This is a genomic window from Mesorhizobium mediterraneum (assembly GCF_002284565.1).
Taxonomy (GTDB): domain Bacteria; phylum Pseudomonadota; class Alphaproteobacteria; order Rhizobiales; family Rhizobiaceae; genus Mesorhizobium; species Mesorhizobium mediterraneum.
In genome coordinates this window covers 67,066-92,761 of sequence record NZ_NPKI01000004.1, presented here as the reverse complement: position 1 = coordinate 92,761, position 25,696 = coordinate 67,066, and the positions used below count along the sequence as shown (strand labels likewise).

The following is a 25,696-nucleotide window of genomic DNA, read 5'->3' as shown; positions in this document are numbered from 1 at the left end:
CAATACACATGAATCCTACGGAATGTGGAGAGCAAAAATGACCAAGCGGATCATGTTCACCGGCGGCAGCGGCAAGGCCGGGCGTCATGTCGTGCAGTATCTGGTCGAGCAGGGCTGCCAGGTGCTCAACATCGATACCAAGCCGCTCGACAATCCCAAGGTGCGCACGCTGATCACCGACATCACCGACAGCGGGCAGGTGTTCAATGCACTGTCCAGCTATATGGGCCTGCACGAGTTCGACCCGTCGCTGCGCGCGCAGCCGGTCGATGCCGTGGTGCATTTCGCGGCGATCCCGCGCATCATGATCACGCCCGATAACGAGGTGTTCCGCATCAACGCGCTTGGCACCTACAATGTCATCGAGGCGGCGGTGAAGCTCGGCATCCGCAAGGTGGTGATCGCTTCCAGCGAGACAACTTACGGCCTGGTCTTTGCCAACGAGCCGCGCGACCCGACGCATTTCCCGCTCGACGAGGACTATGATGTCGATCCGATGGACAGCTATGCGCTGTCCAAGATCGTCAACGAGAAGACGGCGCGTGCCTTCGCGCTGCGCAGCGGCATCGACATCTACGCTTTGCGCATCGGCAACGTCATCGAACCGCACGAATATTCGCTGTTTCCGAAATGGTTCGCCGATCCGGGTTTCCGCAAGCGGATCGCCTGGAGCTACATCGACGCGCGCGATCTCGGCCAGATCACGTTGCGCGCTATCGAGAAGGACGGGCTCGGCTATCAGGTGTTCAACGCCGCCAACGACGACACTTCGTCCGACCTGCCGACGGCCGAACTGCTGAGGCGGTTTTATCCTGACGTGCCGGTTAAGGGCGAACTTGGCGAATACGAGACGCTGCTCTCCAACCGCAAAGCGCGGGACGTGCTCGGGTTTCGTCCTGAGCATAGCTGGCGGAAATACGTCAAGACGGCCTGACAGGGCGTCGATCCTGGCTGATCTGTGCACGGCGGCCGGGTTTCCAACCCGGGGTCTTTCCCGTGCTTGACAGTCTTCGGAATCCGGACTTTGTGAGCACATGCGGGACGGCAAGCCGAATAAGGGAAAAACACCGGCCAAGGCGGCGTCCGCCGAGCGCCCGACCGCCGTTCGCCGTGCGGATGCGGCGCGCATGCCTGGATCGAGCGTGCATGCGTCGCTGGCCAATGAGATTGGTCTGAGGATCGTGCGCGGCGACTATCCGCCGGGAACCATCCTGCCCAACGAAGCCAAGTGGTCGGAGACCTTCGACGTCAGCCGCTCGGCGGTGCGCGAAGCGATCAAGATGCTGATGGCCAAGAGCCTGCTGGCCTCGCGCCCCAAGATCGGCAGCTGGGTCGAGCCGAAAGAGCGCTGGAACCTGCTCGATCGCGACGTGCTCGCCTGGTACGCGACATCGCCCGACCGCGAGGTGTTCCTGAAAACGGTGCAGGAGTTCCGCCACATCATCGAGCCGGAAGCGACCGCCTTTGCCGCGATGCGGCGCACGGACGAGCAAATGGCCGAGATCAGCCAGGCCTGCCGGGAGATGCGGGAGGCGACGACGCTGCAGGAGCGCACCCGCGCCGATACGCGTTTTCATCTGGCCATCCTGCGTGCCTCGGGCAACGATCTCCTGGTGCCGCTCGGCGTTCTGATCGAATCGGCTTTCGATCATCTGTTCGCCTATACGACGCGGGAGCTGGACGATTTGCAGCATGCGCAGAAGCTGCACGAGGCGATCGAGAAGAGCATCCGCCTGCAGCGGCCGGATGCGGCGCGCAACGCGGTCCGCAAGCTGTTGGCCAACACCGACGGCGTCATCAAGTCGCGCTGACAAAGCGCGTCGGATGTCGCGCCCGCGAAGTTTCCTGCCGGCGCCTTAGTCTTCTCGCGGACGCCCAAACGCTGCGCGCAGTTCGTCCTTGGCGTCCTCCAGCACTTTCTTCTGCTTGGCCGGCAGGTTCTTACCGGCACGGTTGATGTAGAAATTCAGCATCGACATGGCGGACTGGAACGGCTCGGCCTTGCGCCGATCGCTGTGCTCGGCCGATCGCTTGAGCGAGGCCGCGATCTTCTTGGGGTCGTGGGATTCGAAGACATGTTCCTCGAGGTCCAGCGCATCGCTGTGCTCGTTCACCTCGGCCGACCATTTCCTTTTCGCGGTCATGACAACCTCCTTCCATCGGTGAGTTAATGGAAAACTCCGGGACGGCGGCCACTGTTCCATTTCAGCTTAAATCCCTGGAGCCACGGATTGCGTGATGTGGCGCTGCACGGCGCCACGAATGTGCCGATAGTGGTGTTGAACCGGTCGATTTTGCAGAACCGCGGACAGGAAACGCCTTGATCACAACCGTCTCTAGCCAGGCAAGCAGCCCCGGCATCGACAGCGCCTATGCCTGGATGCGGCTCGGCATCTCGATGCTGCTGTCGACGATCGGCGGTGTCGGCATGTGGGCGGTGGTCGTGGTCCTCCCCGCCATGCAGGCGGAATTCGGCGTCGATCGCGCCGCCGCGTCGATGCCCTATACCGCGACCATGGTCGGCTTCGCCGTCGGCAATGTTGCGATCGGTCGCGCCATCGACCGCATGGGCTACTGGATACCGGCGCTCATTGCCTCGGTGGCGCTCGGTGCCGGTTTCCTGCTGGCGTCGCTGACCACCTCGGTGCTGCAGTTCACCCTTGTCCAGGGTGTTTTGATCGGCGTCGGCACCTCGGCGATCTTCGGGCCGTTGATCGCCGACATCTCGCACTGGTTCAACCGCCGGCGCGGCGTCGCGGTGTCGGCTGCCGCTGCCGGCAGCTATCTCGCCGGGGCGATCTGGCCGATGGTTATGCCCTATATCATGCAGAGCGAAGGCTGGCGTTTCACCTATGCCGCGATCGGTGTCGTCTGCCTCGTGACCATGGTGCCGCTGATCCTGCTGCTCAGGCGCGGCGCACCACGCGCCGCCATTTCCGGTTCACCCGGCAGCCGGCCCGTCCAGCCGATATCGCTGTCGCCGGCAGCCCTGCAGGTGCTGCTCGTCGTCGCCGGCCTTAGCTGCTGCGTGGCGATGTCGATGCCTCAGGTCCATATCGTCGCCTATTGCATGGACCTCGGCTATGGCGTTGCGCGGGGCGCCGACATGCTGTCGATCATGATGGCGGCGGGCGTCGTCAGCCGGCTGGCGTCCGGCTTCCTTGCCGATCGCATCGGCGGCGTGAAAACCCTGCTGATCGGCTCGGTGCTGCAAGCCTTGTCGTTGTTGCTCTACATCCCCTTCGACGGGCTCGCCTCGCTTTACGTCGTCTCGCTGGTCTTCGGCCTGTCGCAAGGCGGAATCGTGCCTTGCTATGCCATCATCGTGCGGGAATACATGCCGGCCCGAGAGGCCGGCCAGCGCGTAGGCATCGTCATCATGGCGACGATCTTCGGCATGGCGATCGGCGGCTGGATGTCGGGCTGGATTTACGATCTGACCGGTTCCTATGCCGCCGCGTTCCTCAACGGCATTGCCTGGAACCTGCTGAACATAGTGGCCATGGTGCTGCTGTTGTGGAAGGCGCGGCGCAGCGCCGCCGCGATGGCCTGAAGCGGAGAACGGACCCGAGACTTGCCGCGCCTGGCGAAGGCAGAGCCGGCGAGCAAGGCATACAAAAAAACCCGCCTCAAGGACGGGTTGCTGGCGCAAATCAGCACCATGCCCAAATATCTAGCATATCTGCCGTCATTTAGCAACGGATCGCGAGTTTGGGTTGGTGTCTCAGTTCGAATTTCGCCCACCATTGCAGACGTCGGCTGTGCCTACTAGCGATGCACGCTGTAATGTTGATTTTAAGTTGGCAACTGGACGGCTCAGATGACTGCCGCAGGCGATGTGATTGCTTGGCTTCTCGATTCCGACCCAGCGATCCGCTGGCAGGTGATGCGCGACCTCCTCGATACTCCGGTACCGGAGTGGGCGGCTGAACGGGCCAAGATCGAACCCATTGGCTGGGGAGCCAAGCTTCTGGCTTGCCAAGATGAGGACGGGCAATGGGCGGCAGGCTCTTTTGTCCCGCGCGGTTTCAAACCTCAAGACTGGGAAAAGTTCGGCCAGCCTTGGACGGCAACAACCTTCTCGCTCTCGCAGCTTCGCGAGTTTGGTTTCGACCCATCGTCGGATCGTGCGAAGCGGATCGTCGAGCTGGTTGGCCTCAACTCGCGCTGGGATGAGGGTGGCCAGCCCTATTGGGAGGGGGAAGTTGAAGAGTGCATCAACGGGCGAACTGTTGCTGATGGTGCATATTTTGGAGCCGATATTTCATCCATTGTTGTTCGGCTGCTTGGCGAGCGTCTCGATGACGGCGGTTGGAATTGCGAGAGGGCCAATGGTTCGATCCGCTCGTCGTTCCACACCACGATCAATGTGCTGGAAGGGCTGTTGGAGTATGAGAAGGCGACCGGCGGCACATCCGAATCCAGAGAAGCTCGCCAATCTGGAGAGTCGTTCCTTTTGGAGCGTAGCCTCTTCCGACGTCTAAGCTCGGGAAACCCTGCGGACGATCAGTTTCTGTGTCTCCATCACCCCAACCGCTGGCATTACGACATACTGCGTGCGCTGGACTATTTCCGTTCCGCGTCCATGCTTACTGGTGCCGAACCTGATCCGCCGCTTGCCGACGCCATCGCCCGCCTCCGCTCCAAGTGCCTGGCAGATGGCACTTGGCCCCTCGACTGGACTCCTAAAGGGCAGGTATGGTTCGAGGTCGACGCCGGCCCGGGCAAGCGTCCAAGTGGGTGACCCTCCGTGCAATGCGGGTGCTCAAATGGTGGAAGCAGCGCGCATAAAATCGTTCAGTGGAGGACTGCCGTCCACTCAACGGCGAGGTAGAACGCTCGGAGACTGTACGGAGGCCAGATGCTTTGGCCGGCTTGGGTTGCGCCATCGACCTTCATGGAGCTTCCCAAACCTGCCGTTCCCGCTACGACCTGATGCTACCCCGAGTGGAAGCTTGCTGATTAATCGATAGCAGTCCGCAATCGGTGGTAGCAAGACATGGCCGGCGGCTCCTGTGACGCTGCTGCCGGTCCACGTTCCTGCTTGACTTACACATATCTCGTCGGTTATTGGTTCATCAATAGCCAATGAGTTATCGATCGCGATGCCGCAGCCCCACGAAATCCTTTTCAGAACGCTTGCCGATCCGACGCGACGGGCCATCTTCGAGCGGCTGTGTCGCGATGGAGACCAGACGGTCGTGGCCCTGACGGCTCGGGCCGGGGTCTCGCAACCGGCCGTGTCAAAGCATCTTGGGGTGCTGAAGCAGGCCGGGCTGGTGCGCGACCGCCACGAAGGCCGCAACACGCACTATAGCGCGGAGCTCGGCGCCTTGGCCCCGCTGATCGACTGGACAAACCAAATGACCGGGTTCTGGAAAAGCCGGTTCGACGACCTCGAGGATCTGCTCAAAAGGATGGACCAATGACCAATACTGCGACCGAAACGCGCTCCGTCGTTGTCGAACGGGAGGTCGCTTTTCCGCCGGAAAAGATTTGGCGCGCGCTCACGCAATCGCACCTGATCGAGGAGTGGCTGATGAAGAACGATTTCAAGCCAGATGAGGGTCACCGTTTCAATCTTAGCGCGGACTGGGGGGCGGTCGACTGTCAGGTCCAGGCAGTCGAGCCCAACAAGTCGCTGTCCTACAGCTGGGATACCAAGGATCTCAAAAGTGTCGTCACGTGGACGCTCACCCCTACGAGCACAGGGACCCATCTGCGCATGGAGCAGATGGGTTTCCGGCCGGATCAGCAACAGTACTACCAGGGCGCAAAATACGGCTGGCAGCGGTTCTTTGCGAACCTGGAGCAGGTCCTGGCGCGGATAGAGTGAGGCGCGCCGGCACCAACAGGCATCTGCGAAGAACGCAATGGCCAACAAGACGTCCATCAAATCAAACAAGGTTGCAAGGCCAAGCGGGTCGCCCGATCCGCTTCGGCTCGTCTTCAGGGGAGGTCCTCATGAACTGGATTCGGCAATTCCACCGCTGGCTGTCGATCATTTTTACGGCGGTCGTCGCCGCCATCTTCATCACGTTGGGCGTAGGTGTGGAGCCCGCCTACTGGGTATACCTGATGCCGCTGATCCCGCTCGCCTTGCTCATGCTCAGCGGTCTGTACTTGTTCGCGTTGCCCTATGCCGACAGGTGGCGCAGCAGCAGACGACGCACGGCATAGAGGCGATGGACGAGAAGACACCTGCAAATCCACCCACAGCCGAAATTCAAACTGAGACCTACGCGAGTTCGATCAGCAGTCCTGGCCCGTTCGCTTGACAATGGGGTAAGGCTGCGCGACGCCAGGCGGCAGCCATAATCTCTGGCAAGCATGGGTTGGCATGGCGACAGTGGCAAAGACGCTGAATAGCATTTCGCGGCCGCGCTTCGGCGAAGGTGCGACGTTCGGGGCAAGGCTGTGACCAAACCGCGCTCGCGCCGCGGCGGCGGCCGTCCGACCATCGCCGACGTCGCGCGCAAGGCCGGTGTCGGCGCCATCACTGTATCGCGCGCCCTGCGTGAGCCGGAGCGTGTCTCGGAAGATTTGCGCCGCCAGATCCAGGCGGCCGTCGATGAGCTCGGCTATTTGCCCGACCCGAATGCGCGAGCGCTGGCTTCGGCGCGCGCCGAAGTCTTTGGCGTGCTGGTGCCGTCGCTCACCAACAGCGTCTTTGCCGAAGTGCTGCGCGGCATCTATGACAGCCTGTCCGACAGCTCCTACCGCATCCAGCTCGGCAACACCCATTATTCCGGCCTCGAGGAGGAACGGCTGCTGCAGGTTTTCGGCCCGCAGCGCCCCGCGGCGCTGATCGTGGCGGGCATCGACCAGACGCCAATTTCGCGAAGACTGCTCGAGACGGCGGGCTGCCCGGTGGTGCAGGTCATGGAGACCGGCCCTGATCCGGTCGACATGATGGTCGGCTTCTCGCATTTCGACGGCGGCAAGGCGGCGACGGAGCACATGATCGAAATGGGCTATCGCCGCATCGGCTTCATCGGCGCGCGCATGGACCCGCGCTCGCAGCGGCGTCTGGCCGGCTATCGCGCGGCGATGGAGGCGGCCGGTTTGTTCGACGCGCGGCTGGTCACCACCACGCCGGTGCCGTCCAGCGTGACGCTCGGGCGCGAACTGTTTCGCGACGCGTTGGCCAAGGTGCCGACGCTCGACGCGGTTTTCTGCAACAATGACGATATCGCGCTCGGCGTGCTGTTCGAGTGCCATCGCGCCTCGATCGCGGTGCCGAAGACGATCGGCATCACAGGCTTCAACGATCTCGACATGATGGAAGTGGCTTTTCCATCCGTCACCAGCGTCCGGACGCCTCGCTACGAGATCGGCCGGCGGTCGGTCGCCATGGCGCTGGCGGCGATTGCAGGCAGGCGGCCGCAAGAGCCGGTCGTCGACCTCGGCTTCGAACTCAAGCGCCGCGAGAGCACGGCCCGCTGAAAGCGCTTTGCAGGCGTTGCGAAATGCCGCTTTACACTACGTCATGGTAGCGCTACCGTCCGCCTCTGGGCGAAACTCGCGGCAAAGACCGAAGTTTGTTTATTATATATAAGCGACAGCTCATCCTTGTTTATTATGTATAATATGATAGTTTTTACTTCGGTTGCCGTGCGGCAAGGGAGGAGATCGGGTCGGCATTCGGCCACCTGAAACAGCGCGACGGGCAAGGCGGGAGGTGCCGGGCCAAACGCGCGAGACGCGTAAGAACAATCAGAAACTGCAACTGGGAGGAATATCGATGATCAAGTCACTCGTTGGTGGCATCGTTGCCGCCACTGCATTCGTCATGCTGAGTTCGTCGGCGCTCGCCGAACCCGAAATCGTCACGGGCCCGTCCGCCGAGCCGGACTGCTTTGCGCCATGGGCCGCCGATACGCAGTTCTTCAAATTTCCTAAAAAGGAAGGCCCATACCGCATTGCGCTCGCCAATGGCTACATCGCCAACACCTGGCGCATCCAGATGGTGCAGACGGCGAAGGCCTATGCGGCGCAGCCGGAGGTCGCCGCCAAACTGAAAGAATTCAAAGTCGTCTCGACCGGCGAAGACGTGCCGGCGCAGATTTCGGCGATCAACAACTTCATCGATTCCGGCTATGACGCGATCGTCGTCAACGCGCAGAATCCGACGGCTTTCGGACCGGTTATCAAGCGCGCCAAGGAAGCCGGCGTCGTGCTGGTCGCTTTCGACAATATTCTCGACACCAAGGACGCCATCAACGTCAATGTCGACCAGAAAGGCCTTGGCGAGTTGTGGGCCAACTGGCTGATCAAGCATATTCCCAATGGTGGCAAGATCCTCGAGGTGCGCGGCGTTGCCGGCACGTCGGTCGACACCGACCGCCACAATGGCATCCACGAGGTCCTCGATGCTTCAGGCAAGAAGTGGGAGGTCACCGAAGTCGTCGGCAAATGGGATGATGGCGTGGCGCAAAAGGCCTCGGCCGACGCGATCGCCACTAACGGTCCCTTCGACGGCGTCACCGGGCAGGGCGGCGACACCGGCATCGTCCAGGCGATGATGGATGCCAAGCATCCGTTCGTGCCGTTCGGCGGCGAAACGGAGAATGGCTTCCGCAAATTCTGCGCCAAGTTTGCCGCAGACGGGCTGAAATGCTCGTCGGCCGGAACCGGGCCCGCCCAGGTGGCGGTCGCCATCAAGACGGCGATCGCAGCGCTCGAAGGCCAGGTCATCCCGCAAGCGGTGAAGCTGCCGCTGGCGATCGTCGAGGATCCGAACTTCAAGGAAGGCCAAGACTATTTCCCCGACCAGTCCGACAATTTCTTCGTCGGAAATTCCTTCCCGACCTGCGGCATCAATTTCACCGCGCAGGAAATCATGGGCCAGAGCAAGGAAAACCAATAGAGTGATCGCTCGGCGCCTCGGGATAATCCCGCGGCGCCGGTCCCGAAAAACAAGCGCCTTGGGAGGGGCCGATGGACGGTGCGGTTCCGCTCTTCCGCATGGAGGGCATATCCAAGCGCTATGGCGGTGTGCGGGCGCTGGAAAAGGCCAAGCTTTCGGTCACGTCGGGCAGCATCCACGCCATCCTCGGCGAAAACGGCGCCGGCAAATCGACGCTGATCAAGGTCATGGCCGGCGTCGTCGCGCCTGACGAAGGCCGCATGATGCTGGACGGAAGCGAGGTGACCTTCGCGTCGCCGGCCGCTGCCAACCAGGCCGGCATCGTCTGCATCTTCCAGGAACTGTCGCTCGTCCCCGAACTCAGCGTCGCCGATAACATCGTTATTTCCGATCCGCCCAAGCGCTTCGGCATGATCGACCGCAAGGCGCAGCGCCGCATCGCGGAGGAGGCGCTGGCGCGCGCGGGCGCCGCCGACATCCACCCGCTGGCGTTGGTCAAGGACCTTCCTCTTTCAAGAAGGCAGATAGTCGAGATCGCCAAAGCACTTGCCAGGAAGCCTCGCATCCTGATCCTCGACGAGGCTACCTCGGCGCTCACCGCGGCCGACGTCGCCAAGATATTCGGCGTCTTGAAGCGGCTGCGCTCGGAAGGGCTGGCGCTGCTCTACATCTCGCATCGGATGAACGAGATCGCCGAGCTGGCCGACCAGTGCACGGTGTTCCGCAACGGCCGCAATGTCGCCAGCTACGCTGCAGGCACGAAGAGCGACAACGAAGTCGTCGAGCTGATGATCGGCCGCGAATACAGCCACATCTTCCCACCAAAACCGGTGCGCGCGCCGGCCACCGCCGCTCCGGTGCTGGAGGCGCGAAAACTGTCCTGGACCGACCGGTTGGACAATATCTCGCTGTCGGTCGGGGCAGGCGAGGTCGTCGGTCTCGGCGGTCTCGACGGCCAGGGTCAGCGCGAATTGCTGCTCGCCTTCTTCGGCGTGCTTCGCGGCCTCAGCGGCCAGATATTGATCGATGGCAGACCGGCGACCATCGCCAGCCCGGCCGCGGCGCGCGATGACCGGATCGGCATGGCGCTGATCCCGGAGGATCGCAAGACGGAAGGCCTGATGCTGCCGATGACGGTACGCGAAAACCTCTCCTTCGCAGCGCTCGACCGGCTTTCCAGGGCGGGCATCATCGACCGTGCCGCCGAGCAGCGGCTGATCGACGACATGGTCGCTCTGCTGGCGATCAAGACGGCAGGCCTCGATATTCCAGTCGGCGCGCTGTCCGGCGGCAACCAGCAGAAGGTCGTCATCGCCAAATGGCTGATGCGGCAGCCGCGCATCATCCTGCTCAACGACCCGACGCGGGGCATCGATGTCGGCACCAAGCAGGAGCTCTATCAGCTGATGCGCAAGCTCGCCGACCAAGGTGCGGCGATCCTGTTTTACTCCACCGACTATGACGAGCTGATCGGCTGCTGCGACCGGGTGCTGGTGCTCTATGACGGGGCGGTCAAGCGCGAGCTGGTCGGCGCCGAGATCACCGAGCGGGCGCTGATCGCCAGCGCACTCAACATCCATGGCGAAGAGATGGCTGTCAGAGGCATGGCGAAGACGCCAGCCCGAGGCATGGCGAAAACGCCAGCCCGAGGAGCGGACGCGTGAAGGACTGGCGTTACTGGCTTGCCGAACAACGCGGAACGCTGCTGGCGTTCGGCATCTTCATCGTGATGTTCACGATCTACACCTCGAACCATCCGGCGGGCTTTACCGCCAATGTCGTGCAGACGGCCTCGAACAAGGGCGTGCTGCTCGCCTTCGTCGCCATGGCGCAGACGCTGGTGGTGATCACCGCCGGCATCGACCTTTCCGTCGGCATGATCTTTCTGCTGACCAACTGCCTGGCCTCATGGCTGGTCGTCGGCACCGGTATCGAGACCGCCTTCGGCGTCGTCGCGGTGCTCGGCACCGGGCTGCTGTGCGGGGCGATCAACGGCGCCATCGTCATCTACGGACGGCTGCAGCCGATCGTCACCACCATCGCCACCGGTGCGGTCTATTACGGCATCGCACTGCTGCTGAGACCCTTCCCGGGCGGCTCGGTCAACGAGGATCTCGCCGACGCGCTGACCGGGCGGCTGTTCGGCGTGGTGCCGGCGAGCCTGGTGGTGCTGCTGGCCGTCGTGCTCGTCGTCTGGGTGCCGTTCAGCCGCTCGGTGCTCGGCCGTGCGGCCTACGCGGCCGGATCGTCGGAGATGGCCGCCTACATGTCCGGCGTGCCGATCCGCCGCGGCAAATTCGCCGCTTATGCGCTGGCCGGCCTGCTGGCCGCGATCGGCGGATTGTTCCTGACCTTCTTCACCTATACGGGCGAGGCGGCCTATGCCAGCGGCAATGCCTATACGCTGTTTTCCATCGCCGCCGTGGTGCTTGGCGGCGTCTCATTGTTCGGCGGCAAGGGCAGCGCCATCGGCGCGATTTTTGGGGCGCTCGCGTTTCGTACCATCGGCGACCTGCTCTTCGTCTTCGATTTCGATCCACTCTGGCAGCCGCTGTTCCAGGGCGTCATCCTGCTGATCGCGGTCAGCCTCGGCGCCTTCGCCCTGTTCAGGGTCCGCAACCGGCTGGAGTGGTTCCTGTGAGCGAACCGATAACAGGCGGCATCGCCGGACGCATGCCGAAATTCATTCGCCGCGCCGACCCCGCGGTGCTGACCGCCTTCGCCTGCATCGTGCTGCTGCTGTTTGTCGGCAGCCTCTATTCGCGCAGCTTCCTGTCGCCGGAATATCTGCTGCAGCAGCTCAAGGTCGCCTCGTTTCTCGGCGTCATCGCCACTGGCATGATGCTGGTCATCCTGCTCGGCCAGATCGACCTGTCGGTGCCGTGGTCGGTGGCGGCAGGCGCGATGATGGCCTGTGCGGCGGCCGCCTACGGCCCGGTCGGCGTGGCGCTGGCGATCCCGTTCGGCATTTTCTGCGGTGTCGCGATCGGCATCGTCAACGGTATCGGCGTCGCTTATCTGCGCATTCCCTCGATGATCATCACGCTCGCCACCAACGCCGTCGCGCAAGGGCTGATGGTGGTCTATACGGGCGGCTTCTCGCCGCAGGATTCGGCGACCCGGGCGATGCGCGATCTGGCGACCGGCTTTGCCATTCCGGGCGTGCCCAACGCAGTCATCATCTGGGCGCTGATCGGTGCTGCGATGGTCTTCGTGCTGACCCGCACCGGCTTCGGCCGCACGGTCTACGGCATCGGCAACCGCGAGCGCGCCGCCTACCTCTCCGGCATCGACACGCGGCGCGTGGTGCTGATCGCCTTCGCCGCGTCCGGCGGCCTCTCGGCCTTCGGTGGCGTGCTTCTGGCCGGCTACGCCTCCAAGGCGGCACAGTCGATGGGCGATGCCTATCTTCTGCCGTCGATAGCAGCGGTCGTGCTTGGCGGCACCTCGATCCTCGGCGGCCGCGGCTCCTATCTCGGCACCGTCGCGGGCGTCATCCTGATCACGCTCCTGCAATCCATCCTTTCGGTCATGCAGATGCCTGAGGCGGGGCGGCAGATCATCTACGGCGTCGTCATCGTCGCCATGCTCCTGCTTTACGGCCGCGCGCCGGCCAGCCGCTGACCGCATCGTGGACGAAAAGGCAGCACAATTGCAGAGGGATCCCGTCCGGTCCGCACCGGCCGTCGTGGTGATGGGCGTTGCCGGCTGTGGCAAGTCGGCCGTCGGCGAAGCGCTGGCCGCAGCGTTGGGCGCCATCTTCGTCGAGGGCGACAGGCTGCATCCGCCGGAAAACGTCGCGCGGATGGCAAGCGGTGAGCCGCTGACCGACGCATTGCGTGAAGGCTGGCTCGACGCGATCGGCCGGCGCATTGCGGGATCGGTCGGCGATGGGCAAGGTGTCGTCGCCGCCTGCTCGGCGCTGAAGCGCAGCTACCGCGAGCGCCTGCGTGGCTTTTGCCAGGATATCGTTTTCCTCTATCTGGAAATCGATCCAGCGACCGCCAAGCAGCGCGTCGGCTCCCGCCAGGGCCATTTCATGCCGGCAAGCCTGGTCGACAGCCAGTTCGCCACGCTTGAAGCGCCGGCAGCCGACGAGAACGCAGTGACGCTCGATGCGACGCGCCCGATCGCCGACATTGTCGCCGACGCCGTGAGCCTGTTCGAGGCGAATTCATGAGCCGGCTCGCCGGCGCGGCTCTCGCTTTCAGGGTGCCAGTCCGTGAACCCATAAAACGCGAACGGCTGAGATTGGTGGGAAGCGGACTGGCGGCTTCAGGAATTTGTCTTCGATTGCAGGCATCGGCCTGCGCTCGCATCGCTGCGAGCAACTTCTCAGCGGAATCGGCAATGTAAGCCGCCTACTCCGAGAACTCGGCGCGTTGGGAAAAAAACTTAGCGACTTGACGAAGTTTTCGCTTGCGCCACCGGAAAAGTGGGCGATAGTTAGCGACATGGCTAAGCATTATCCCGATCTATCGCTGCTCTTCCACGCTCTGGCCGATCCGACCCGTCGGTCGATCCTGACTCGACTCGCCGAAAGGCCTGCGCGGGTGACGGATTTGGCTGGTCCGACGGGACTGCGTCTGCCCACGGTGATGCGGCACCTTTCTGTGCTGGAGGAGGCTGGGTTGATCTCCACCTCCAAGGACGGGCGGATACGCACCTGCGCCATCGTGCCCGAGGCTCTGGACCCAGCGCGGACATGGCTCGATGAACAGCGGGCCATCTGGGAAGCTCGGCTCGACCGGTTGGACGCATTTGTGATGAATGTGATGAAGGAGCGCGCAGAATGACACAGAACCTCGCTACAAACAGTGCGACCCATGCGGTGCCTGATGAAAGGAAGGGCCGCTTTGCGACGCTCACCTTCGAACGGGACGTGGGCGCGCCACTGGCCGTACTATGGGAGGCATGGACGGCTCCGGCCGCGCGGGCGATCTGGGCTGCGCCATCGCCCTCGGTCACCGTGGAGTTCTTGGAGGTCGATACCAGGGTGGGTGGACGCGAGGTCTCGCTCTGCAAGATAGAGGGCCATTCGGACATCCGCTGCGAGTGCGGCTGGCTGGCGTTGCAGCCGGCGCTGTGCAGCGTGAACTACGAGGTGGTCTCGTCCGAAGGCGTGACGCAATCAGCAGCGCTGGTGACAGCCGATTTCGAAGGTGCGGACGAGCGCAGCCGGTTGGTCGTGACGGTGCAGCTTTCCTCGCTGGCGGAGGACATGGAGGCAGGCTATCGGGAAGGCTTCGGCGCGGGACTAGACAACCTCGCGGGCGCGGCTGAACGGGCCATGGTACTGCAGCGGGTGATTCAGGCGCCGCGGTCCATCGTGTGGGGCGCGTGGATGAACCCTGAAACGCTGCCGCAATGGTGGGGGCCGGAAGGCTTCTCCTGTCGAACGAAGAGGATCGACTTGCGAACGGGCGGCGAATGGGTATTCGACATGATCGCGCGTGACGGCACGGTCTTCCCGAACCACCATCTCTATAACGAGGTCCGGCCCGAGGAGAGGATCGGCTATACGCTGCATTGGGGCGAAAACGGGCCGAAACATGCCGACGCCTGGGCCTCGTTCGAGGATCAGGACGGGGCGACGAAGGTAACGCTGGGCATGGTATTCAGCACGGCTGCCGAGTTCCAGGAGGCGAAGGGCTTCGGTGCCGTGGAGCTGGGACTGCAAACTCTGGGCAAACTGGAACGCTTCGTCGCATCCCGCTGAGGTGCTGCGACTCGCGCCGAATTAGGCTTGTGGACGAGGTCCTCATCCGTGTCGCGCCCGTCCTCATCGGCGTCGGCATCCGCCTCTTCAGTCAGAAGGCATGGAGCCGGTCAGGCTGGAGAAGACCGAGATCTCGGAAGCGGGGCAAATCACCAACATGCGCTTCCGATTCGCGGGATAGGGCCGAGAATTCACAAAGGGATACACGAAGAGGAGGGTTCTATGAGAAAACTGATCATATGGGACATGGTGACCGTCGACGGCTTCTTCGAAGGTCCGGACAGGGACATCAGTTGGTTCGTCTTCGAAGAAGAACTTGAGAACTACATTCGTGAGACCCAGGAAAAGGCCGACACGCTGATCTTCGGTCGCGTGACCTACGAGCTCATGGCAGCCTATTGGCCGTCCGAGCAAGGCTGGATCGCGGATTTCATGAACAAGATCGAGAAGGTGGTCTTCTCGCGCACGCTGAAAAGCGCCGACTGGAACAACACGAAGCTCTTCAACGGCAATGTCGCGGAAGAAGTCTCCAAGCTGAAGACCAGGGACGGCGGAGACATCTTCGTGTTCGGCAGCGCCGACCTCACGGCGAGCCTGATGGAGCACGGCCTGATCGACGAGTATCACCTCGGGATCAACCCCGTCATTCTCGGGAGAGGCACGCCGCTCTTCAAGGGCGGCCCGAACCGGATACCCCTGAAGCATCTGGAGACGAGGACGCTCAAGTCAGGTGTTGTCATCCTCCATTACGCGCCGGAGAGCAGACAATGACGATCGATCCGCTCTTTCCCGTCAACTAGGCTTGTCGAAATGGAGGGCCTGCGGAAGCGGCGCGCTCCAGACGATCGGCGGCCAAGGGGCGCAGCCGCCGTCGACCGCTTCGTGCGATGGCGGAAGGCAGGCGTGTGGGGCCGACTGATGGAGTGTATCACGGCTGCGCACGACGGCGAGATCCAGATGATCGACAGAACCTCCGTTCGCGCCCATCAGCGGGCTGTGACAGCAAAAAAGGAGGTTCCAGATCATTGTGTCGGTCAATGCGGCTTTGGCTCCGCGCTTATGAGTCTACGGCCTAAATTTAGATTAGATCTGCGACGTCAGTTCGACCGGAAAATCGTCATTGTCGGCATCGCGCATGGCGGCGAGGCTGCGATTGTCCAGCACCTCGGCGATCGCCTGGCGCACCTCCAGCATCATGTGCCTGACCTGGCAGGTCGCCTCGTCGCAATCCTCGCAACGCTGGTACTGCGTGCGGCTGGCGCAAGGGATCGGCGCCAGCGGCCCGTCGAGGACACGCACGACATGGCCGATCTTGATCTCGGAGGCCGGCCGCGCGAGGCGATAGCCGCCCTCCTTGCCCTTGCGGCTCTGGACGAAGCCGGCATTGCGTAACTCGCCCAGAATGGCATCCAGGAATTTCTTCGGGATGTTGTTGGCGACCGCAATGTCATTGACGAATGCGAGCTGGCCGACCGGCAGGCCGGACAGATGCACGAGGGCCTTGAGGCCGTATTTGCCTTTTTTGGTCAGCATGCCCGAGTCAACCCATGAAGCCCCAACCACCCGCGTCTGGCGGCTGTTTGTGTGCAAATCATGACGGTTGAGCCTTGCGATGCCGTTCGCGCAGACAAGCCGCCTGCTGACACATTGCGCGCAAACGCGTTGATTCTTCGTAACGTTTTTGGATGGCAGGCGCCCGGAAAGCGGGAAATCACCTTTCCGGAGCGAAAAACGAAGAAAGCCGGCAAAAGCCGACTTTCGTTTCAGTTCGAAGATCGCTTGCTTCAGCGACTGCCGTAGGTCTGGTCGAGCAATCCGCCCGCGGCGAAATGCTCGGCCTGGACCTTGGCCCAGCCGCCGAAGACATCTTCCACCGTCAGCAGGCGGACATCGGGAAACTCAGCCGTGTATTTGGCCGCGACCGCCGCGTCGCGGGCCCGCAGGCCGTTGCGGGCGGCGATGTCCTGGCCCTCCTGCGTATAGAGGAAGTCGAGATAGGTCTTGGCGAGATCGCGTGTGCCGTGCTCGTCGGCGACCGTGTCGACGATCGCCACCGGAAACTCCGCCAACAGGCTGACCGAAGGCGTCACCTGCTGGAACTTGTCCTCGCCATACTCCCTGCTGATGCCGCGGGTTTCCGACTCGAAGGTGATCAGCACGTCGCCGATTTCTCGCTGCACGAAGGTGGTGGTGGCGGCGCGTCCGCCGCTGTCGAAGATCGGCACGTTGTTGAAGAGTTTGGTGACGAATTCCTTCACCTTGGCGTCATCGCCCTTGAAGGCCTCCTTGGCGTAGGCGGTGGCCGCGAGATAGGTGTAGCGCGCATTGCCCGACGTTTTTGGATTGGGGAAGATCACCTGGACGTCGTCGCGCACGAGATCGTTCCAATCCTTGATGTTCTTCGGATTGCCGGCGCGCACCAAAAAGGACGGCAGCGAATAGAAAGGCGAGGCATTGTCGGGGAAGTCTTTTTGCCAGTCGGCGGAGATAAGACCCTTCGAGACCAGAAAGTCGATGTCGAGGACCTGGTTGAAGGTGACGACATCGGCGCCGAGCCCCTCGGCGATGGCGCGCGCCTGCGCCGACGTCCCGGCATGCGACTGATCGATGGTGACGCCGGGGTGCCCAGCGATGAAGGCCTTGTTGACCTGCGCAAACAATTCGCGGCCGACATCGTAGGACGCGTTCAATAATTTGTCGGCCGACCAGGCTTGGGAGGATGCCAGGAACAGACCGGCCAATGTGGCGACGCCAAGCAAAAATCGCTTCATGAAAACGGGCTCCTGAAAATGTCGTTTGTCGAATGCCGCAGAATAATCGGACGATGCCCGAGACGACGAGGCATGCAAGCCGGATCTATGGTGTTGCTGTGAGAAAAAAGATTGCCGAGACAGCCCATTGCTAGGATTTTCTTCCAAGCAGAGTCATTTCGGTGTGTTCCCGCCACACCGCCGGTGCTTTTCCAATCACCTTCCTAGTGAGGCAATGAAATAGATACACATTGTGTATGCGGAGTGTTATGGTGGGAAAGAGGAGTCCTCAATGACAAAAACTGCACCTGAAACCCACGCCAAGCCTGTCAATCTGCGCATCCGAGAGGATGTGCGAGTTCTGATTGACCGCGCCGCGAAAATACGCGGTAAAACCCGCTCCGACTTTATGATCGATGCCGCCTACCGCGCGGCCGAGGACACGTTGCTCGATCAAGCGCTGATCAAGGTCGATCCCGAGAGTTACCAACACTATCTCGACATTCTTGACGAGCCACCGAGCGGCGAAGGTTTTGCACGCCTTATGAATGCGCCCAAGCCCTGGCAGGGCTGATGCTGTCGGCGCCCACGCCTCTTGCCGACAACCACGATCTCGAACTATTCCAAAGCGGGACCGAGAGCCTGGATCAATGGCTTCGCCGCAGGGCGCGGGCCAACCAGGTCAGCGGCGCGTCGCGCACTTATGTCGTAACGGAAGGCGTGCGCGTTGTCGGCTACTACTGTCTGTCCTCGGGTGGGCTTGATCTTGCGGAAGCGCCAGGCGCCATTCGCCGCAACATGCCGGATCCCGTCCCTATGGCTGTCCTCGGGCGTCTCGCCGTGGACGCAAGCTGGCAAGGGAAGGGGCTAGGCGCAGCGCTCTTGCAAGATGCCGTTCTGCGCACTGGCCATGCCGCGACGATCCTCGGGATTCGCGGCATTTTTGTTCATGCCATATCGGCTGAAGCGAAAGCTTTCTATGAGCACTACGGCTTTGCGGCTTCCCCAAAAAATCCGATGACCCTGGTGCTCTCGCTAAAGGCGCGTTGAAAGGTAGTCGATGTCGCTCAGCATGAAGAGGCGACCACCATCAGCCGGATTCACCATCGCCTTGCGGCTAAGCGGCCGGAAAAAGCTTCCAGCGCCGCGGCCGGAACGCCACCCGGCTTTTCTGCGCCGCTGGGTGGTCGACGGGCAGCTCGATCTCGACCCGCTGACGCTCGCCGCCGATTTCGAGCTCCACGCGTCTGGTGCCGGCGACGCGGCGGCTGGCGGCGACCGTGCCGGCGATGCAGCCATTGCATTCGTCCACCAGCTCGACATCGTGCGGGCGGAAGAACAGCGTCGCTTCGCCTTGCGGCGCCTGTGTCGCGGAGAGGCCGATCGGGCGATCGGCGATCCAGACCTGGCCGTCCTCGACCTTGACGGGAAGCGAGCTCGATTCGCCGATGAAGCCGTAGACGAAGGGCGAATTCGGCGTGTCGTAGATTTCATCGGCGGTGCCGACCTGCTCGATGCGGCCCTGGCTCATCACCACCACGCGGTCGGCAAGCTCCAGCGCTTCTTCCTGGTCATGGGTGACGAAGACCGTGGTGTGGCCGGTGGCGTCGTGGATGTCGCGCAGCCAGCGCCGCAACTCGCGGCGGACCTGGGCATCGAGCGCGCCGAACGGCTCGTCCAGCAAAAGCACAGCCGGTTCGATCGCCATGGCGCGGGCAAGCGCCACGCGCTGGCGCTGGCCGCCCGAAAGCTGCGCCGGATAGCGTTTTTCCAAGCCGGAAAGCTGGACGAGGTCGAGAAGCTCGGAGGCCCGGCGGCGGATTTCCTGCGCGGACGGGCGTGTCGGCCCGTGCCGGACCTTGAGTCCGAAGCCGATATTGTCGGCGACCGTCATATGGCGAAACAGCGCATAGTGCTGGAAGACGAAGCCGACATTACGCTCCTGGATCGACTTTTGCGACGCGTCCTCCTCACCGAAGAATATCTTTCCCCTCGTCGGTCGCTCCAGTCCGGCGATCAGCCTGAGCAGCGTCGTCTTGCCGGAGCCGGAAGGCCCGAGCAGCGCGATCAGCTCGCCGGACTTGATGTCGAGCGAAACATCGTGGAGGGCGGGAAACCGCTCAAACTCCTTGCGCACGTTGGCAACGCGAACTTCCATCAACCGTCCCTTTTTTGTCGATGCATGTCGTTATCCCAAAACCGCTATACACTTTTGGGCAACAGGCATTAATGTCCGCGCGTCGCGGCGATCTCGGCGCCGTAGCGCATTTCGAGAAGTGTTTTCAAGACCAGCGTGACGAGCGCCAGGCCCGCGAGTAGCGAAGCGACGGCGAAGGCGGCGGCGGCGTTGTACTCATTGTAGAGGATTTCGACATGCAGCGGCATGGTGTTGGTCAGCCCGCGTATGTGGCCGGACACCACCGACACCGCGCCGAACTCGCCCATGGCGCGGGCATTGCACAACAGCACGCCGTAGAGCAGCCCCCATTTGACGTTGGGCAGCGTCACGTACCAGAAAGCCTGCCAGCCATTGGCGCCGAGCGACAGCGCTGCCTCCTCGTCGCCATTGCCCTGTTCCTGCATCAACGGGATCAGTTCGCGGGCGACAAAGGGGAAGGTGACGAAGATGGTGGCGAGCACGATGCCCGGCACGGCAAACAGGATGACGATGCCATGCGCCTTCAGCCAGGCGCCGAGCAGGCCTTGCGCGCCGAACAAAAGCACATAGACCAAGCCGGAAATGACCGGCGAGACCGAAAACGGCAGGTCGATGAGCGTGGTCAGGAAGGCCTTGCCCTTGAACTCGAATTTGGCGATCGCCCAAGCGGCGGAGATGCCGAAGACGACATTGAGCGGCACCGAGATCGCCGCCACCAGCAGTGTCAGATGGATCGCCGAGCGCGTGTCTGGGTTGGTCAGCGCCTCCGTGTAAGCGCCGAGACCTTTTGCGAAGGCTTCGTTGAAGACGACGATCAGCGGCAAGAGCAGGAAAATGCCGAGGAAGGCAAAGGTAACGATCATCAGCACGGCTTTCGCCGGGCGGCTTTCGGTCACTGCCGCCGACTGGCTTTCGTGGTGCGGTGCGTAGGATTTGATCTCCGGGTCAGCCATAGCGCTTACGGCTCCACGTCTGCACCAGATTGATGACCAGCAGCATCACAAACGACAAAGCGAGCATGATTGCCGCGATCGCGGTCGCCGCCGCATAATTGTATTCCTCCAGCCGGATGACGATCAGCAGCGGCGCGATCTCGGATTTGTAAGGCAGGTTGCCGGCAATGAAGATGACCGAGCCGTACTCACCGACACCGCGCGCGAAAGCCAGTGCGAAACCGGTGACAATGGCGGGCGCGAGGCCCGGAAGCAGAACCCGGGCGATGGTCTGGAAGCGGTTGGCGCCGAGCGTCGCGGCCACTTCCTCCACCTCCTTGTCGATCTCCTCCATGATCGGCTGGACGGTGCGCACGACAAAAGGCAGACCGATGAAGATCAGCGCGATGACGATGCCGAGCGGCGTGTAGGCGACCTTGATGCCGAGCGGTGCCAGCAGGCTGCCGAGCCAGCCATTCGGCGCGTAGAGCGTGGTCAGCGCGATGCCTGCGACCGCCGTCGGCAGCGCGAAGGGCAGGTCGACCATTGCATCGACGATGCGGCGGCCAGGAAAGTTGTAGCGCACCAGCACCCAGGCGACGATCGTGCCGAAGACGACATTGACCGCGGCGGCAATGAAAGCGGTGCCAAAACTGATTTCAAGCGCGTTGACGGTGCGGCGATCGGTGGCGATCGCCCAGAAATCGGCCCAGCCGAGCGCGGCCGATCGCCAGATCAGCCCGGAAAGGGGGATGAGGATGATGAGCGTGAGGTAGGCAAGAGAGAAGCCGAGCGTCAATCCGAAACCCGGAATGACGCTCGGCTGTCTGAACCGCCACCCCGCTTTTGCGGGTGCTGTGGTCATGTCGTCCTGATCTAGAGTCTAGCTTGTTAGGCCTACTGGGCCGGCTTGTAGATCTGGTCGAATATACCACCGTCGCCGAAATGGTAAGGCTGCGCCTTCTTCCAACCGCCAAAAAGTGGATCGTCGATGGTGATCAGCTTGATCTCCGGCAGTTTGGCGAGGTCCTCCGCCGGCACCAAATCGGGCTTCGACGGGCGATAGTGGTTCTTGGCGATCAGCGTCTGGCCTTCCTTGGAGTAGAGATAGCCCAGATAGGCTTCGGCGACTTTTCGCGTGCCCTTGGCATCGACATTGGCGTCGACCACGGCGACCGGCGGCTCAGCCAGGATCGAGGTCGGCGGGTAGACGATATCGAAATTGTCGGCGCCGAACTCGTCGAGCGCCAGATAGGCTTCGTTTTCCCAGGCCAGCAGCACGTCGCCCAGGCCCTTTTGCGCGAAGGTCACCGTTGAGCCGCGCGCGCCGGTGTCGAGCACCGGAACATGGGCGTAGAGGTTGCCGACGAATTCCTTGGTCTTGGCCTCGTCGCCGCCATCCTTGGCGTTGGCATAGGCCCAGGCGGCGAGATAGTTCCAGCGCGCTCCGCCCGAAGTCTTGGGGTTCGGCGTGATCACCTGGACGTCGTCCTTGACGAGGTCGCCCCAGTCCTGGATGCCCTTCGGATTGCCCTTGCGGACAAGGAAGACGATGGTCGAAGTGTAGGGCGCCGAATTGTTCTCGAACTTGGTCCGCCAGTCGGGATTGATCTTCTGCGATTTCGAGACGATGGCGTTGATGTCGCCTTCGAGCGCCAGCGTCACCACGTCGGCGTCGAGGCCGTCGATCACGGCGCGGGCCTGCGCGCCCGACCCGCCATGCGACTGCTGGACGGTTACCGTCTCACCGGTCTCGGCCTTCCAGTGGGCGACAAAGGCCTCGTCGAATTGCTTGTATAGCTCACGCGTCGGATCATAGGACACGTTGAGAATGGTGGTATCGGCAAACGCGAAACCGAGTGTTCCGAATTGGACCGATGCAGCGACAAGGGCGCCGAGCAGTTTCCTGAAATGAGGATTGGTCATTTACGCCTCCGTTGAGATCACCTCAAATCTACCGAATTGGTAGAAATTAGATGCACTCAATGTTGCTTTTTTTGTCCCTCAGAAGCAATTTTTCGCTGATCTTTGGCCTCACGAAGAAATTCTTTCCTCTCGACGCCGGGGTGCAGAATCCGGGCTCATGAAGCGATCTATCTAGAGACAGGTCGCGCCTCGGCAATGGCTGGATGTGATCTGGGCGCGATTTGCTTTCGCGGTGGCCACTGGTTCAGTCGGCGGTGACGAGAAAATCGAAGCGCTGCTTCGGAAATGGCTCGTTTTCCAGCGTGAAGTGCCACCATTCGCGCGGATAATTCCTGAAGCCGCCGGCGCGCATGGCCTCTACAAGCCTCTTGCGGTTTGCGGTTGCTTCCTCGGCGAGCGGACGGTGCGCCGTTTCACTCATTGGGTCGAAACAGTCAAAGCCGGTGCCGAAATCGAGCATGTCGGCATCTGATACACCGCAGGCCGGTTTCGGGGCGGTGTTGCGGTCGGTTCGCGCGATGGCGACATCGACGGTCGAGCCGCGCGAATGGGTCGACAGTTCGCCGATATAACCTTTGGCGATGAGGTCCTTGCGCTTGACCGCCGGGTACCATTGCGGGTCGGGTGGTCCGCCTTCCCTGGTCCATTCGCCCATGTCGGAGACCGCGCGGGCAGGGCGGTAGCAGTCGAAGACGACCAGCGTCAGCCCCTCGGCGGCAACCAATTTCTGGACGCCGGAAAGCGCTTCCGCCGCTCGCCCGGTGAGTATGCATACCGGCGCGTCGTAGCCGGCCGCCTTGCGGTGCAGGAAGTTGTCGAGACCGGCGTAGCGGATGTCCTGGCGGATGGTGCGATCGATGTCGGCCAGCCGAACGAAGCCGGCGGGGAGGTCTGCGCAAAAGACGGGGACAATGCCGGCAGCCGACAGCAGGGCGCAAAACGCAATGCGTTGAATCGCTTGGCGCATTCTATTCAACGAAGACGTTCACTCGACGAAAACCTTCACGCTTGCCGCACGCCCGACTGCGTCGATCACGGTCAGGGTCGAGTAGCCGGTGCCGTCTGGCTGCCAGGTCGCCGTGCGCCGCCGGTCGATGCCGACCAGCGGCTTGCCGTTGGCCAGCCAGCGGAACGGCGCGCGGCCACCTTGCAGCTTCAGCACCAGCGGCGAGGCTTCGGCGGTAGTGGTGTCGAGATCCACGTGGGCGCCATCTGGCGGAAAGATGATCGTCGGCGCGGGCTCGGTCGGCGCCGCCTGCACCAACCCATCGGCGCCAGAACCGAAGCGCGCCAATGTCACCGGCAGATCGTCGCGCCTGGGTCGGATGACGCCGGCCGGCCGGCTTGGCAATGGCACGGTGGCCAGGCCGGAGCGGACGAAGCCCTCGAACAGGATGGGTGCAGCCGAGACATAGCCGGACAGGCCAGGCACCGCGCCGGCATCGGGACGGCCGACCCAGACGCCCAGCACGTAGCGCCCGTCGAAACCGACCGACCAGGCATCGCGGTAGCCGTAGGAGGTGCCGGTCTTGTAGGCGATGCCGCGCTGGGCCGCGCCTTCGGGCGGCTTGACGCCCGACAATATGTCGGTGATCTGCCAGTTCGCCTGATCGTCGAGGATGGTAGTGGTGGAGCGTTCGGCATTGGCCGGCTCGGTGCCGTCACGCAGGGTATGCGCCTTGCCGCCATTGGCAAGCCCGGCATAGAGCTGGACGAGGTCGCGCAGCGTCACGCCGACGCCGCCAAGGCCGATGGCGAGACCCGGAGCCTTGTTGACCGGCAGGATCGGCGTGACGCCGGCCTGCCGGAAGCGCGCGAGCAGCCGCGCCGGTCCGACCGCGTCAAGCACCCTGATCGCCGGCACGTTGAGCGACAGTTGCAGCGCCTGCCTGATGCTGACGTCGCCTTGGTAGCCCATGTCGAAATTCTTCGGCCGATAGCCCCCGAAATCCGTCGGACTGTCGTCGATCAGCGTTTCCTGCGCCACCAGTCCCTGCTCGAAGGCGAGCCCGTAGATGAACGGTTTCAACGTCGAACCGGGCGAGCGGACGATCCTGGTCATGTCGATCCAGCCGGAGCGGCTGGCGTCGAAGAAATTGGCGGAGCCGACCTCGCCGAGGATGTCGCCGGTGCGGGCGTCGGCCAGCACCATGGCGACCGACAGGCGGGGCCCGAGCCTGGTGGCGGCATCCCTGGCCACCTGTTCCAACCCTTCCTGGACGCTTTTGCGGATCGTCAGTTGCAGCTTCTGGCCGGGGACGGCCCTTGGCAGCATCGCATAAGCGGCATGGGCGGCGAGCGCCGGCAACGTGCGGCGGATGGCGGAAACGTCGTCGAGCGCAGCACGTGCGGCTTCGCGCTCGCCAAGCAGGCCTGATGAAACCATGCGCGCCAGCACCCGATCGCGAGCGGCGTGAGCGATTGCGAGGTTGCGGTCGGGCCTGCGCTTTTCCGGCAATTGCGGCAGCGCGACGAGCAGGGCGGCCTCCGAGAGCGTCAGCCGCTTTGGCTCCTTGCCGAAATAGGCCAGCGAGGCGGCGCGCACGCCTTCGAGATTGCCGCCATAGGGCGCCAGCGTCAAATAGCGTTCGAGGATCTCGCGCTTGGTGAGTCGCCGCTCGATCTGTAGCGCGCGCAGCATCTGCTTGATCTTCGAGCCGAGACTGCGGCTGTCGCGCGGCTCTGCCAGCCTGGCAAGTTGCATCGACAGCGTCGAGCCGCCGGAGACGATACGGCCATTGGTCGCGAACTGACCGGCGGCGCGGGCCAGCGCCAGCACGTCGACGCCTTGATGGTCCCAGAAGCGCTTGTCCTCGTACGTCACCAGCATGTCGACGAGCTGTTTGTCGACCTGGTCGAGGCGGGTGGCGAGCCGCCAGTAGCCGTCCGGCGTGGCGAAGGCGCGCAGAAGCTGGCCGTCGCGGTCGAGCACCTCGGTCGACACGGTGAGTTCTGCCGGTAGCGGCGGCGGAAAGGCGCGGTCGAGCTGCCAAAGGGTGGCGGCGGAGATGGCCATGAGGCCGGCGCAAGCGGCGGCGGTGATGGCCGTTCGGCGTAGGAATTTCCTGGAGAGCATCGCGCCGCCCTTCTTCCTTCTCCCCTTGTGGGAGAAGGTGGATTGGCGCGCAGCGCCAAGACGGTTGAGAGGTGCTGGCCAGAGCGCTATCGGTGCCAAGCTGGAACACCCCTCATCCGGCCGCTTCGCGGCCACCTTCTCCCACAAGGGGAGAAGGAGAGCCGGCCGTGACCTCGGCTCCCTTTTCTGCAACGCTGGAAGATTGGCGAAATCTTTTGCGAAAGCGTCTTTCTCCCCGTTCTACGGGGAGAAATGCCCGGCAGGGC

The 25,696-nt window shown here is 62.8% G+C and carries 26 protein-coding genes and 2 pseudogenes; 19 read left to right on the top strand and 9 right to left on the bottom strand.

Going from position 1 to position 25,696, the window contains the following annotated elements; genetic code table 11:
- Positions 1-37: 37 nt before the first annotated feature.
- A complete protein-coding gene (locus tag CIT25_RS02220) occupies positions 38-934 on the top strand; it encodes an NAD-dependent epimerase/dehydratase family protein (protein WP_095482936.1) in 897 nt (298 codons plus the stop codon).
- Positions 935-1,034: 100 nt separating this feature from the next.
- Positions 1,035-1,811 (top strand): FadR/GntR family transcriptional regulator, encoded by a 777-nt coding sequence (locus tag CIT25_RS02215; protein WP_095482935.1) that lies wholly within the window; start codon positions 1,035-1,037, stop codon positions 1,809-1,811.
- Positions 1,812-1,856: 45 nt separating this feature from the next.
- Here CIT25_RS02215 and CIT25_RS02210 read toward each other — a convergent pair whose 3' ends face one another.
- Positions 1,857-2,144, bottom strand: coding sequence for a DUF3175 domain-containing protein (locus CIT25_RS02210; protein WP_095482934.1), 288 nt, complete (start codon positions 2,142-2,144; stop codon positions 1,857-1,859).
- 236 nt (positions 2,145-2,380) lie between these two features.
- On the opposite strand from CIT25_RS02210, the gene CIT25_RS02205 reads away from it, so the two are divergent.
- The 15 genes and pseudogenes from CIT25_RS02205 to CIT25_RS37085 form a co-directional block, all read left to right on the top strand.
- Positions 2,381-3,553, top strand: a complete 1,173-nt coding sequence (locus CIT25_RS02205; RefSeq protein WP_095482950.1) for an MFS transporter — start codon at positions 2,381-2,383, stop codon at positions 3,551-3,553.
- 267 nt (positions 3,554-3,820) lie between these two features.
- Positions 3,821-4,791, top strand: a pseudogene (locus CIT25_RS02200) (squalene cyclase).
- 314 nt (positions 4,792-5,105) lie between these two features.
- On the top strand, positions 5,106-5,429 hold the full coding sequence (locus CIT25_RS02195; protein ID WP_095482933.1) for an ArsR/SmtB family transcription factor: 324 nt from the start codon (positions 5,106-5,108) through the stop codon (positions 5,427-5,429).
- Positions 5,426-5,836, top strand: coding sequence for an SRPBCC family protein (locus CIT25_RS02190; protein ID WP_095482932.1), 411 nt, complete (start codon positions 5,426-5,428; stop codon positions 5,834-5,836). Before CIT25_RS02195 ends, CIT25_RS02190 begins: the two co-directional genes overlap by 4 nt.
- Positions 5,837-5,964: 128 nt before the next feature.
- Complete coding sequence (locus CIT25_RS02185) at positions 5,965-6,180, top strand: hypothetical protein (protein WP_095482931.1); 216 nt, start codon at positions 5,965-5,967, stop codon at positions 6,178-6,180.
- Between the two features lie 237 nt (positions 6,181-6,417).
- The gene (gene gntR, locus CIT25_RS02180; RefSeq protein WP_095482930.1) at positions 6,418-7,446 is read left to right on the top strand and encodes an HTH-type transcriptional regulator GntR; all 1,029 of its coding nucleotides are present in this window, start codon (positions 6,418-6,420) and stop codon (positions 7,444-7,446) included.
- A gap of 298 nt (positions 7,447-7,744) precedes the next feature.
- Entirely contained in the window at positions 7,745-8,869 is a 1,125-nt protein-coding gene (locus CIT25_RS02175; RefSeq protein WP_095482929.1) for a sugar ABC transporter substrate-binding protein, read from the top strand.
- 71 nt (positions 8,870-8,940) lie between these two features.
- Positions 8,941-10,533, top strand: a complete 1,593-nt coding sequence (locus CIT25_RS02170; RefSeq protein ID WP_245329740.1) for a sugar ABC transporter ATP-binding protein — start codon at positions 8,941-8,943, stop codon at positions 10,531-10,533.
- Positions 10,530-11,510 (top strand): ABC transporter permease, encoded by a 981-nt coding sequence (locus CIT25_RS02165; RefSeq protein WP_095482928.1) that lies wholly within the window; start codon positions 10,530-10,532, stop codon positions 11,508-11,510. Before CIT25_RS02170 ends, CIT25_RS02165 begins: the two co-directional genes overlap by 4 nt.
- A complete protein-coding gene (locus tag CIT25_RS02160; protein ID WP_095482949.1) occupies positions 11,507-12,493 on the top strand; it encodes an ABC transporter permease in 987 nt (328 codons plus the stop codon). Before CIT25_RS02165 ends, CIT25_RS02160 begins: the two co-directional genes overlap by 4 nt.
- 7 nt (positions 12,494-12,500) lie before the next feature.
- A complete protein-coding gene (locus tag CIT25_RS02155) occupies positions 12,501-13,049 on the top strand; it encodes a gluconokinase (protein WP_425351726.1) in 549 nt (182 codons plus the stop codon).
- A 274-nt stretch (positions 13,050-13,323) separates the two neighbouring features.
- A complete protein-coding gene (locus CIT25_RS02150) occupies positions 13,324-13,665 on the top strand; it encodes an ArsR/SmtB family transcription factor (RefSeq protein ID WP_095482948.1) in 342 nt (113 codons plus the stop codon).
- On the top strand, positions 13,662-14,588 hold the full coding sequence (locus CIT25_RS02145; RefSeq protein ID WP_095482926.1) for an SRPBCC family protein: 927 nt from the start codon (positions 13,662-13,664) through the stop codon (positions 14,586-14,588). Before CIT25_RS02150 ends, CIT25_RS02145 begins: the two co-directional genes overlap by 4 nt.
- Positions 14,589-14,810: 222 nt before the next feature.
- Positions 14,811-15,359: a dihydrofolate reductase family protein gene (locus tag CIT25_RS02140; RefSeq protein WP_095482925.1), complete on the top strand. Its 549-nt coding sequence runs from the start codon at positions 14,811-14,813 to the stop codon at positions 15,357-15,359.
- Between the two features lie 102 nt (positions 15,360-15,461).
- Positions 15,462-15,599, top strand: a pseudogene (locus tag CIT25_RS37085) (IS5/IS1182 family transposase); the annotation flags it as partial.
- Between the two features lie 72 nt (positions 15,600-15,671).
- Here the strand turns inward: CIT25_RS37085 and CIT25_RS02130 are convergent.
- Both CIT25_RS02130 and CIT25_RS02120 read right to left on the bottom strand, forming a co-directional pair.
- Complete coding sequence (locus tag CIT25_RS02130) at positions 15,672-16,121, bottom strand: RrF2 family transcriptional regulator (protein WP_006202816.1); 450 nt, start codon at positions 16,119-16,121, stop codon at positions 15,672-15,674.
- Between the two features lie 251 nt (positions 16,122-16,372).
- On the bottom strand, positions 16,373-17,359 hold the full coding sequence (locus CIT25_RS02120) for a sulfate ABC transporter substrate-binding protein (RefSeq protein ID WP_095482923.1): 987 nt from the start codon (positions 17,357-17,359) through the stop codon (positions 16,373-16,375).
- Between the two features lie 271 nt (positions 17,360-17,630).
- On the opposite strand from CIT25_RS02120, the gene CIT25_RS02115 reads away from it, so the two are divergent.
- Both CIT25_RS02115 and CIT25_RS02110 read left to right on the top strand, forming a co-directional pair.
- Entirely contained in the window at positions 17,631-17,912 is a 282-nt protein-coding gene (locus tag CIT25_RS02115) for a type II toxin-antitoxin system TacA family antitoxin (RefSeq protein WP_095482922.1), read from the top strand.
- Positions 17,912-18,388: a GNAT family N-acetyltransferase gene (locus tag CIT25_RS02110; RefSeq protein ID WP_095482921.1), complete on the top strand. Its 477-nt coding sequence runs from the start codon at positions 17,912-17,914 to the stop codon at positions 18,386-18,388. The genes CIT25_RS02115 and CIT25_RS02110 overlap by 1 nt, the downstream gene beginning before the upstream one ends.
- Before the next feature lie 67 nt (positions 18,389-18,455).
- Here CIT25_RS02110 and CIT25_RS02105 read toward each other — a convergent pair whose 3' ends face one another.
- The 6 genes from CIT25_RS02105 to pbpC form a co-directional block, all read right to left on the bottom strand.
- Positions 18,456-19,496 carry a sulfate/molybdate ABC transporter ATP-binding protein gene (locus tag CIT25_RS02105; protein WP_095482920.1) on the bottom strand — a complete coding sequence of 347 codons (1,041 nt, stop codon included), beginning with the start codon at positions 19,494-19,496 and terminating at the stop codon, positions 18,456-18,458.
- A 68-nt stretch (positions 19,497-19,564) separates the two neighbouring features.
- Complete coding sequence (gene cysW / locus CIT25_RS02100) at positions 19,565-20,449, bottom strand: sulfate ABC transporter permease subunit CysW (RefSeq protein ID WP_095482919.1); 885 nt, start codon at positions 20,447-20,449, stop codon at positions 19,565-19,567.
- The gene (gene cysT / locus CIT25_RS02095; protein WP_095482918.1) at positions 20,442-21,293 is read right to left on the bottom strand and encodes a sulfate ABC transporter permease subunit CysT; all 852 of its coding nucleotides are present in this window, start codon (positions 21,291-21,293) and stop codon (positions 20,442-20,444) included. Before cysT ends, cysW begins: the two co-directional genes overlap by 8 nt.
- A 32-nt stretch (positions 21,294-21,325) precedes the next feature.
- Positions 21,326-22,354, bottom strand: coding sequence for a sulfate ABC transporter substrate-binding protein (locus CIT25_RS02090; RefSeq protein ID WP_095482917.1), 1,029 nt, complete (start codon positions 22,352-22,354; stop codon positions 21,326-21,328).
- Between the two features lie 244 nt (positions 22,355-22,598).
- Entirely contained in the window at positions 22,599-23,321 is a 723-nt protein-coding gene (locus CIT25_RS02085; RefSeq protein WP_095482916.1) for a M15 family metallopeptidase, read from the bottom strand.
- Positions 23,322-23,339: 18 nt separating this feature from the next.
- A complete protein-coding gene (gene pbpC / locus CIT25_RS02080; protein WP_095482915.1) occupies positions 23,340-25,430 on the bottom strand; it encodes a penicillin-binding protein 1C in 2,091 nt (696 codons plus the stop codon).
- Positions 25,431-25,696: the final 266 nt, after the last annotated feature.

Coding starts and splice junctions, on each gene's coding strand:
- CIT25_RS02085 (WP_095482916.1), bottom strand. CDS start 23,321: ATGCGCCAAGCGATTCAACGCATTGCGTTTTGCGCCCTGCTGTCGGCT.
- pbpC (WP_095482915.1), bottom strand. CDS start 25,430: ATGCTCTCCAGGAAATTCCTACGCCGAACGGCCATCACCGCCGCCGCT.
- CIT25_RS02215 (WP_095482935.1), top strand. CDS start 1,035: ATGCGGGACGGCAAGCCGAATAAGGGAAAAACACCGGCCAAGGCGGCG.
- CIT25_RS02110 (WP_095482921.1), top strand. CDS start 17,912: ATGCTGTCGGCGCCCACGCCTCTTGCCGACAACCACGATCTCGAACTA.
- CIT25_RS02150 (WP_095482948.1), top strand. CDS start 13,324: ATGGCTAAGCATTATCCCGATCTATCGCTGCTCTTCCACGCTCTGGCC.
- CIT25_RS02220 (WP_095482936.1), top strand. CDS start 38: ATGACCAAGCGGATCATGTTCACCGGCGGCAGCGGCAAGGCCGGGCGT.
- cysW (WP_095482919.1), bottom strand. CDS start 20,449: ATGGCTGACCCGGAGATCAAATCCTACGCACCGCACCACGAAAGCCAG.
- cysT (WP_095482918.1), bottom strand. CDS start 21,293: ATGACCACAGCACCCGCAAAAGCGGGGTGGCGGTTCAGACAGCCGAGC.
- CIT25_RS02120 (WP_095482923.1), bottom strand. CDS start 17,359: ATGAAGCGATTTTTGCTTGGCGTCGCCACATTGGCCGGTCTGTTCCTG.
- CIT25_RS02130 (WP_006202816.1), bottom strand. CDS start 16,121: ATGCTGACCAAAAAAGGCAAATACGGCCTCAAGGCCCTCGTGCATCTG.
- CIT25_RS02195 (WP_095482933.1), top strand. CDS start 5,106: ATGCCGCAGCCCCACGAAATCCTTTTCAGAACGCTTGCCGATCCGACG.
- CIT25_RS02145 (WP_095482926.1), top strand. CDS start 13,662: ATGACACAGAACCTCGCTACAAACAGTGCGACCCATGCGGTGCCTGAT.
- CIT25_RS02175 (WP_095482929.1), top strand. CDS start 7,745: ATGATCAAGTCACTCGTTGGTGGCATCGTTGCCGCCACTGCATTCGTC.
- CIT25_RS02170 (WP_245329740.1), top strand. CDS start 8,941: ATGGACGGTGCGGTTCCGCTCTTCCGCATGGAGGGCATATCCAAGCGC.
- CIT25_RS02115 (WP_095482922.1), top strand. CDS start 17,631: ATGACAAAAACTGCACCTGAAACCCACGCCAAGCCTGTCAATCTGCGC.
- CIT25_RS02090 (WP_095482917.1), bottom strand. CDS start 22,354: ATGACCAATCCTCATTTCAGGAAACTGCTCGGCGCCCTTGTCGCTGCA.
- CIT25_RS02210 (WP_095482934.1), bottom strand. CDS start 2,144: ATGACCGCGAAAAGGAAATGGTCGGCCGAGGTGAACGAGCACAGCGAT.
- CIT25_RS02205 (WP_095482950.1), top strand. CDS start 2,381: ATGCGGCTCGGCATCTCGATGCTGCTGTCGACGATCGGCGGTGTCGGC.
- CIT25_RS02185 (WP_095482931.1), top strand. CDS start 5,965: ATGAACTGGATTCGGCAATTCCACCGCTGGCTGTCGATCATTTTTACG.
- CIT25_RS02105 (WP_095482920.1), bottom strand. CDS start 19,496: ATGGAAGTTCGCGTTGCCAACGTGCGCAAGGAGTTTGAGCGGTTTCCC.
- CIT25_RS02190 (WP_095482932.1), top strand. CDS start 5,426: ATGACCAATACTGCGACCGAAACGCGCTCCGTCGTTGTCGAACGGGAG.
- CIT25_RS02140 (WP_095482925.1), top strand. CDS start 14,811: ATGAGAAAACTGATCATATGGGACATGGTGACCGTCGACGGCTTCTTC.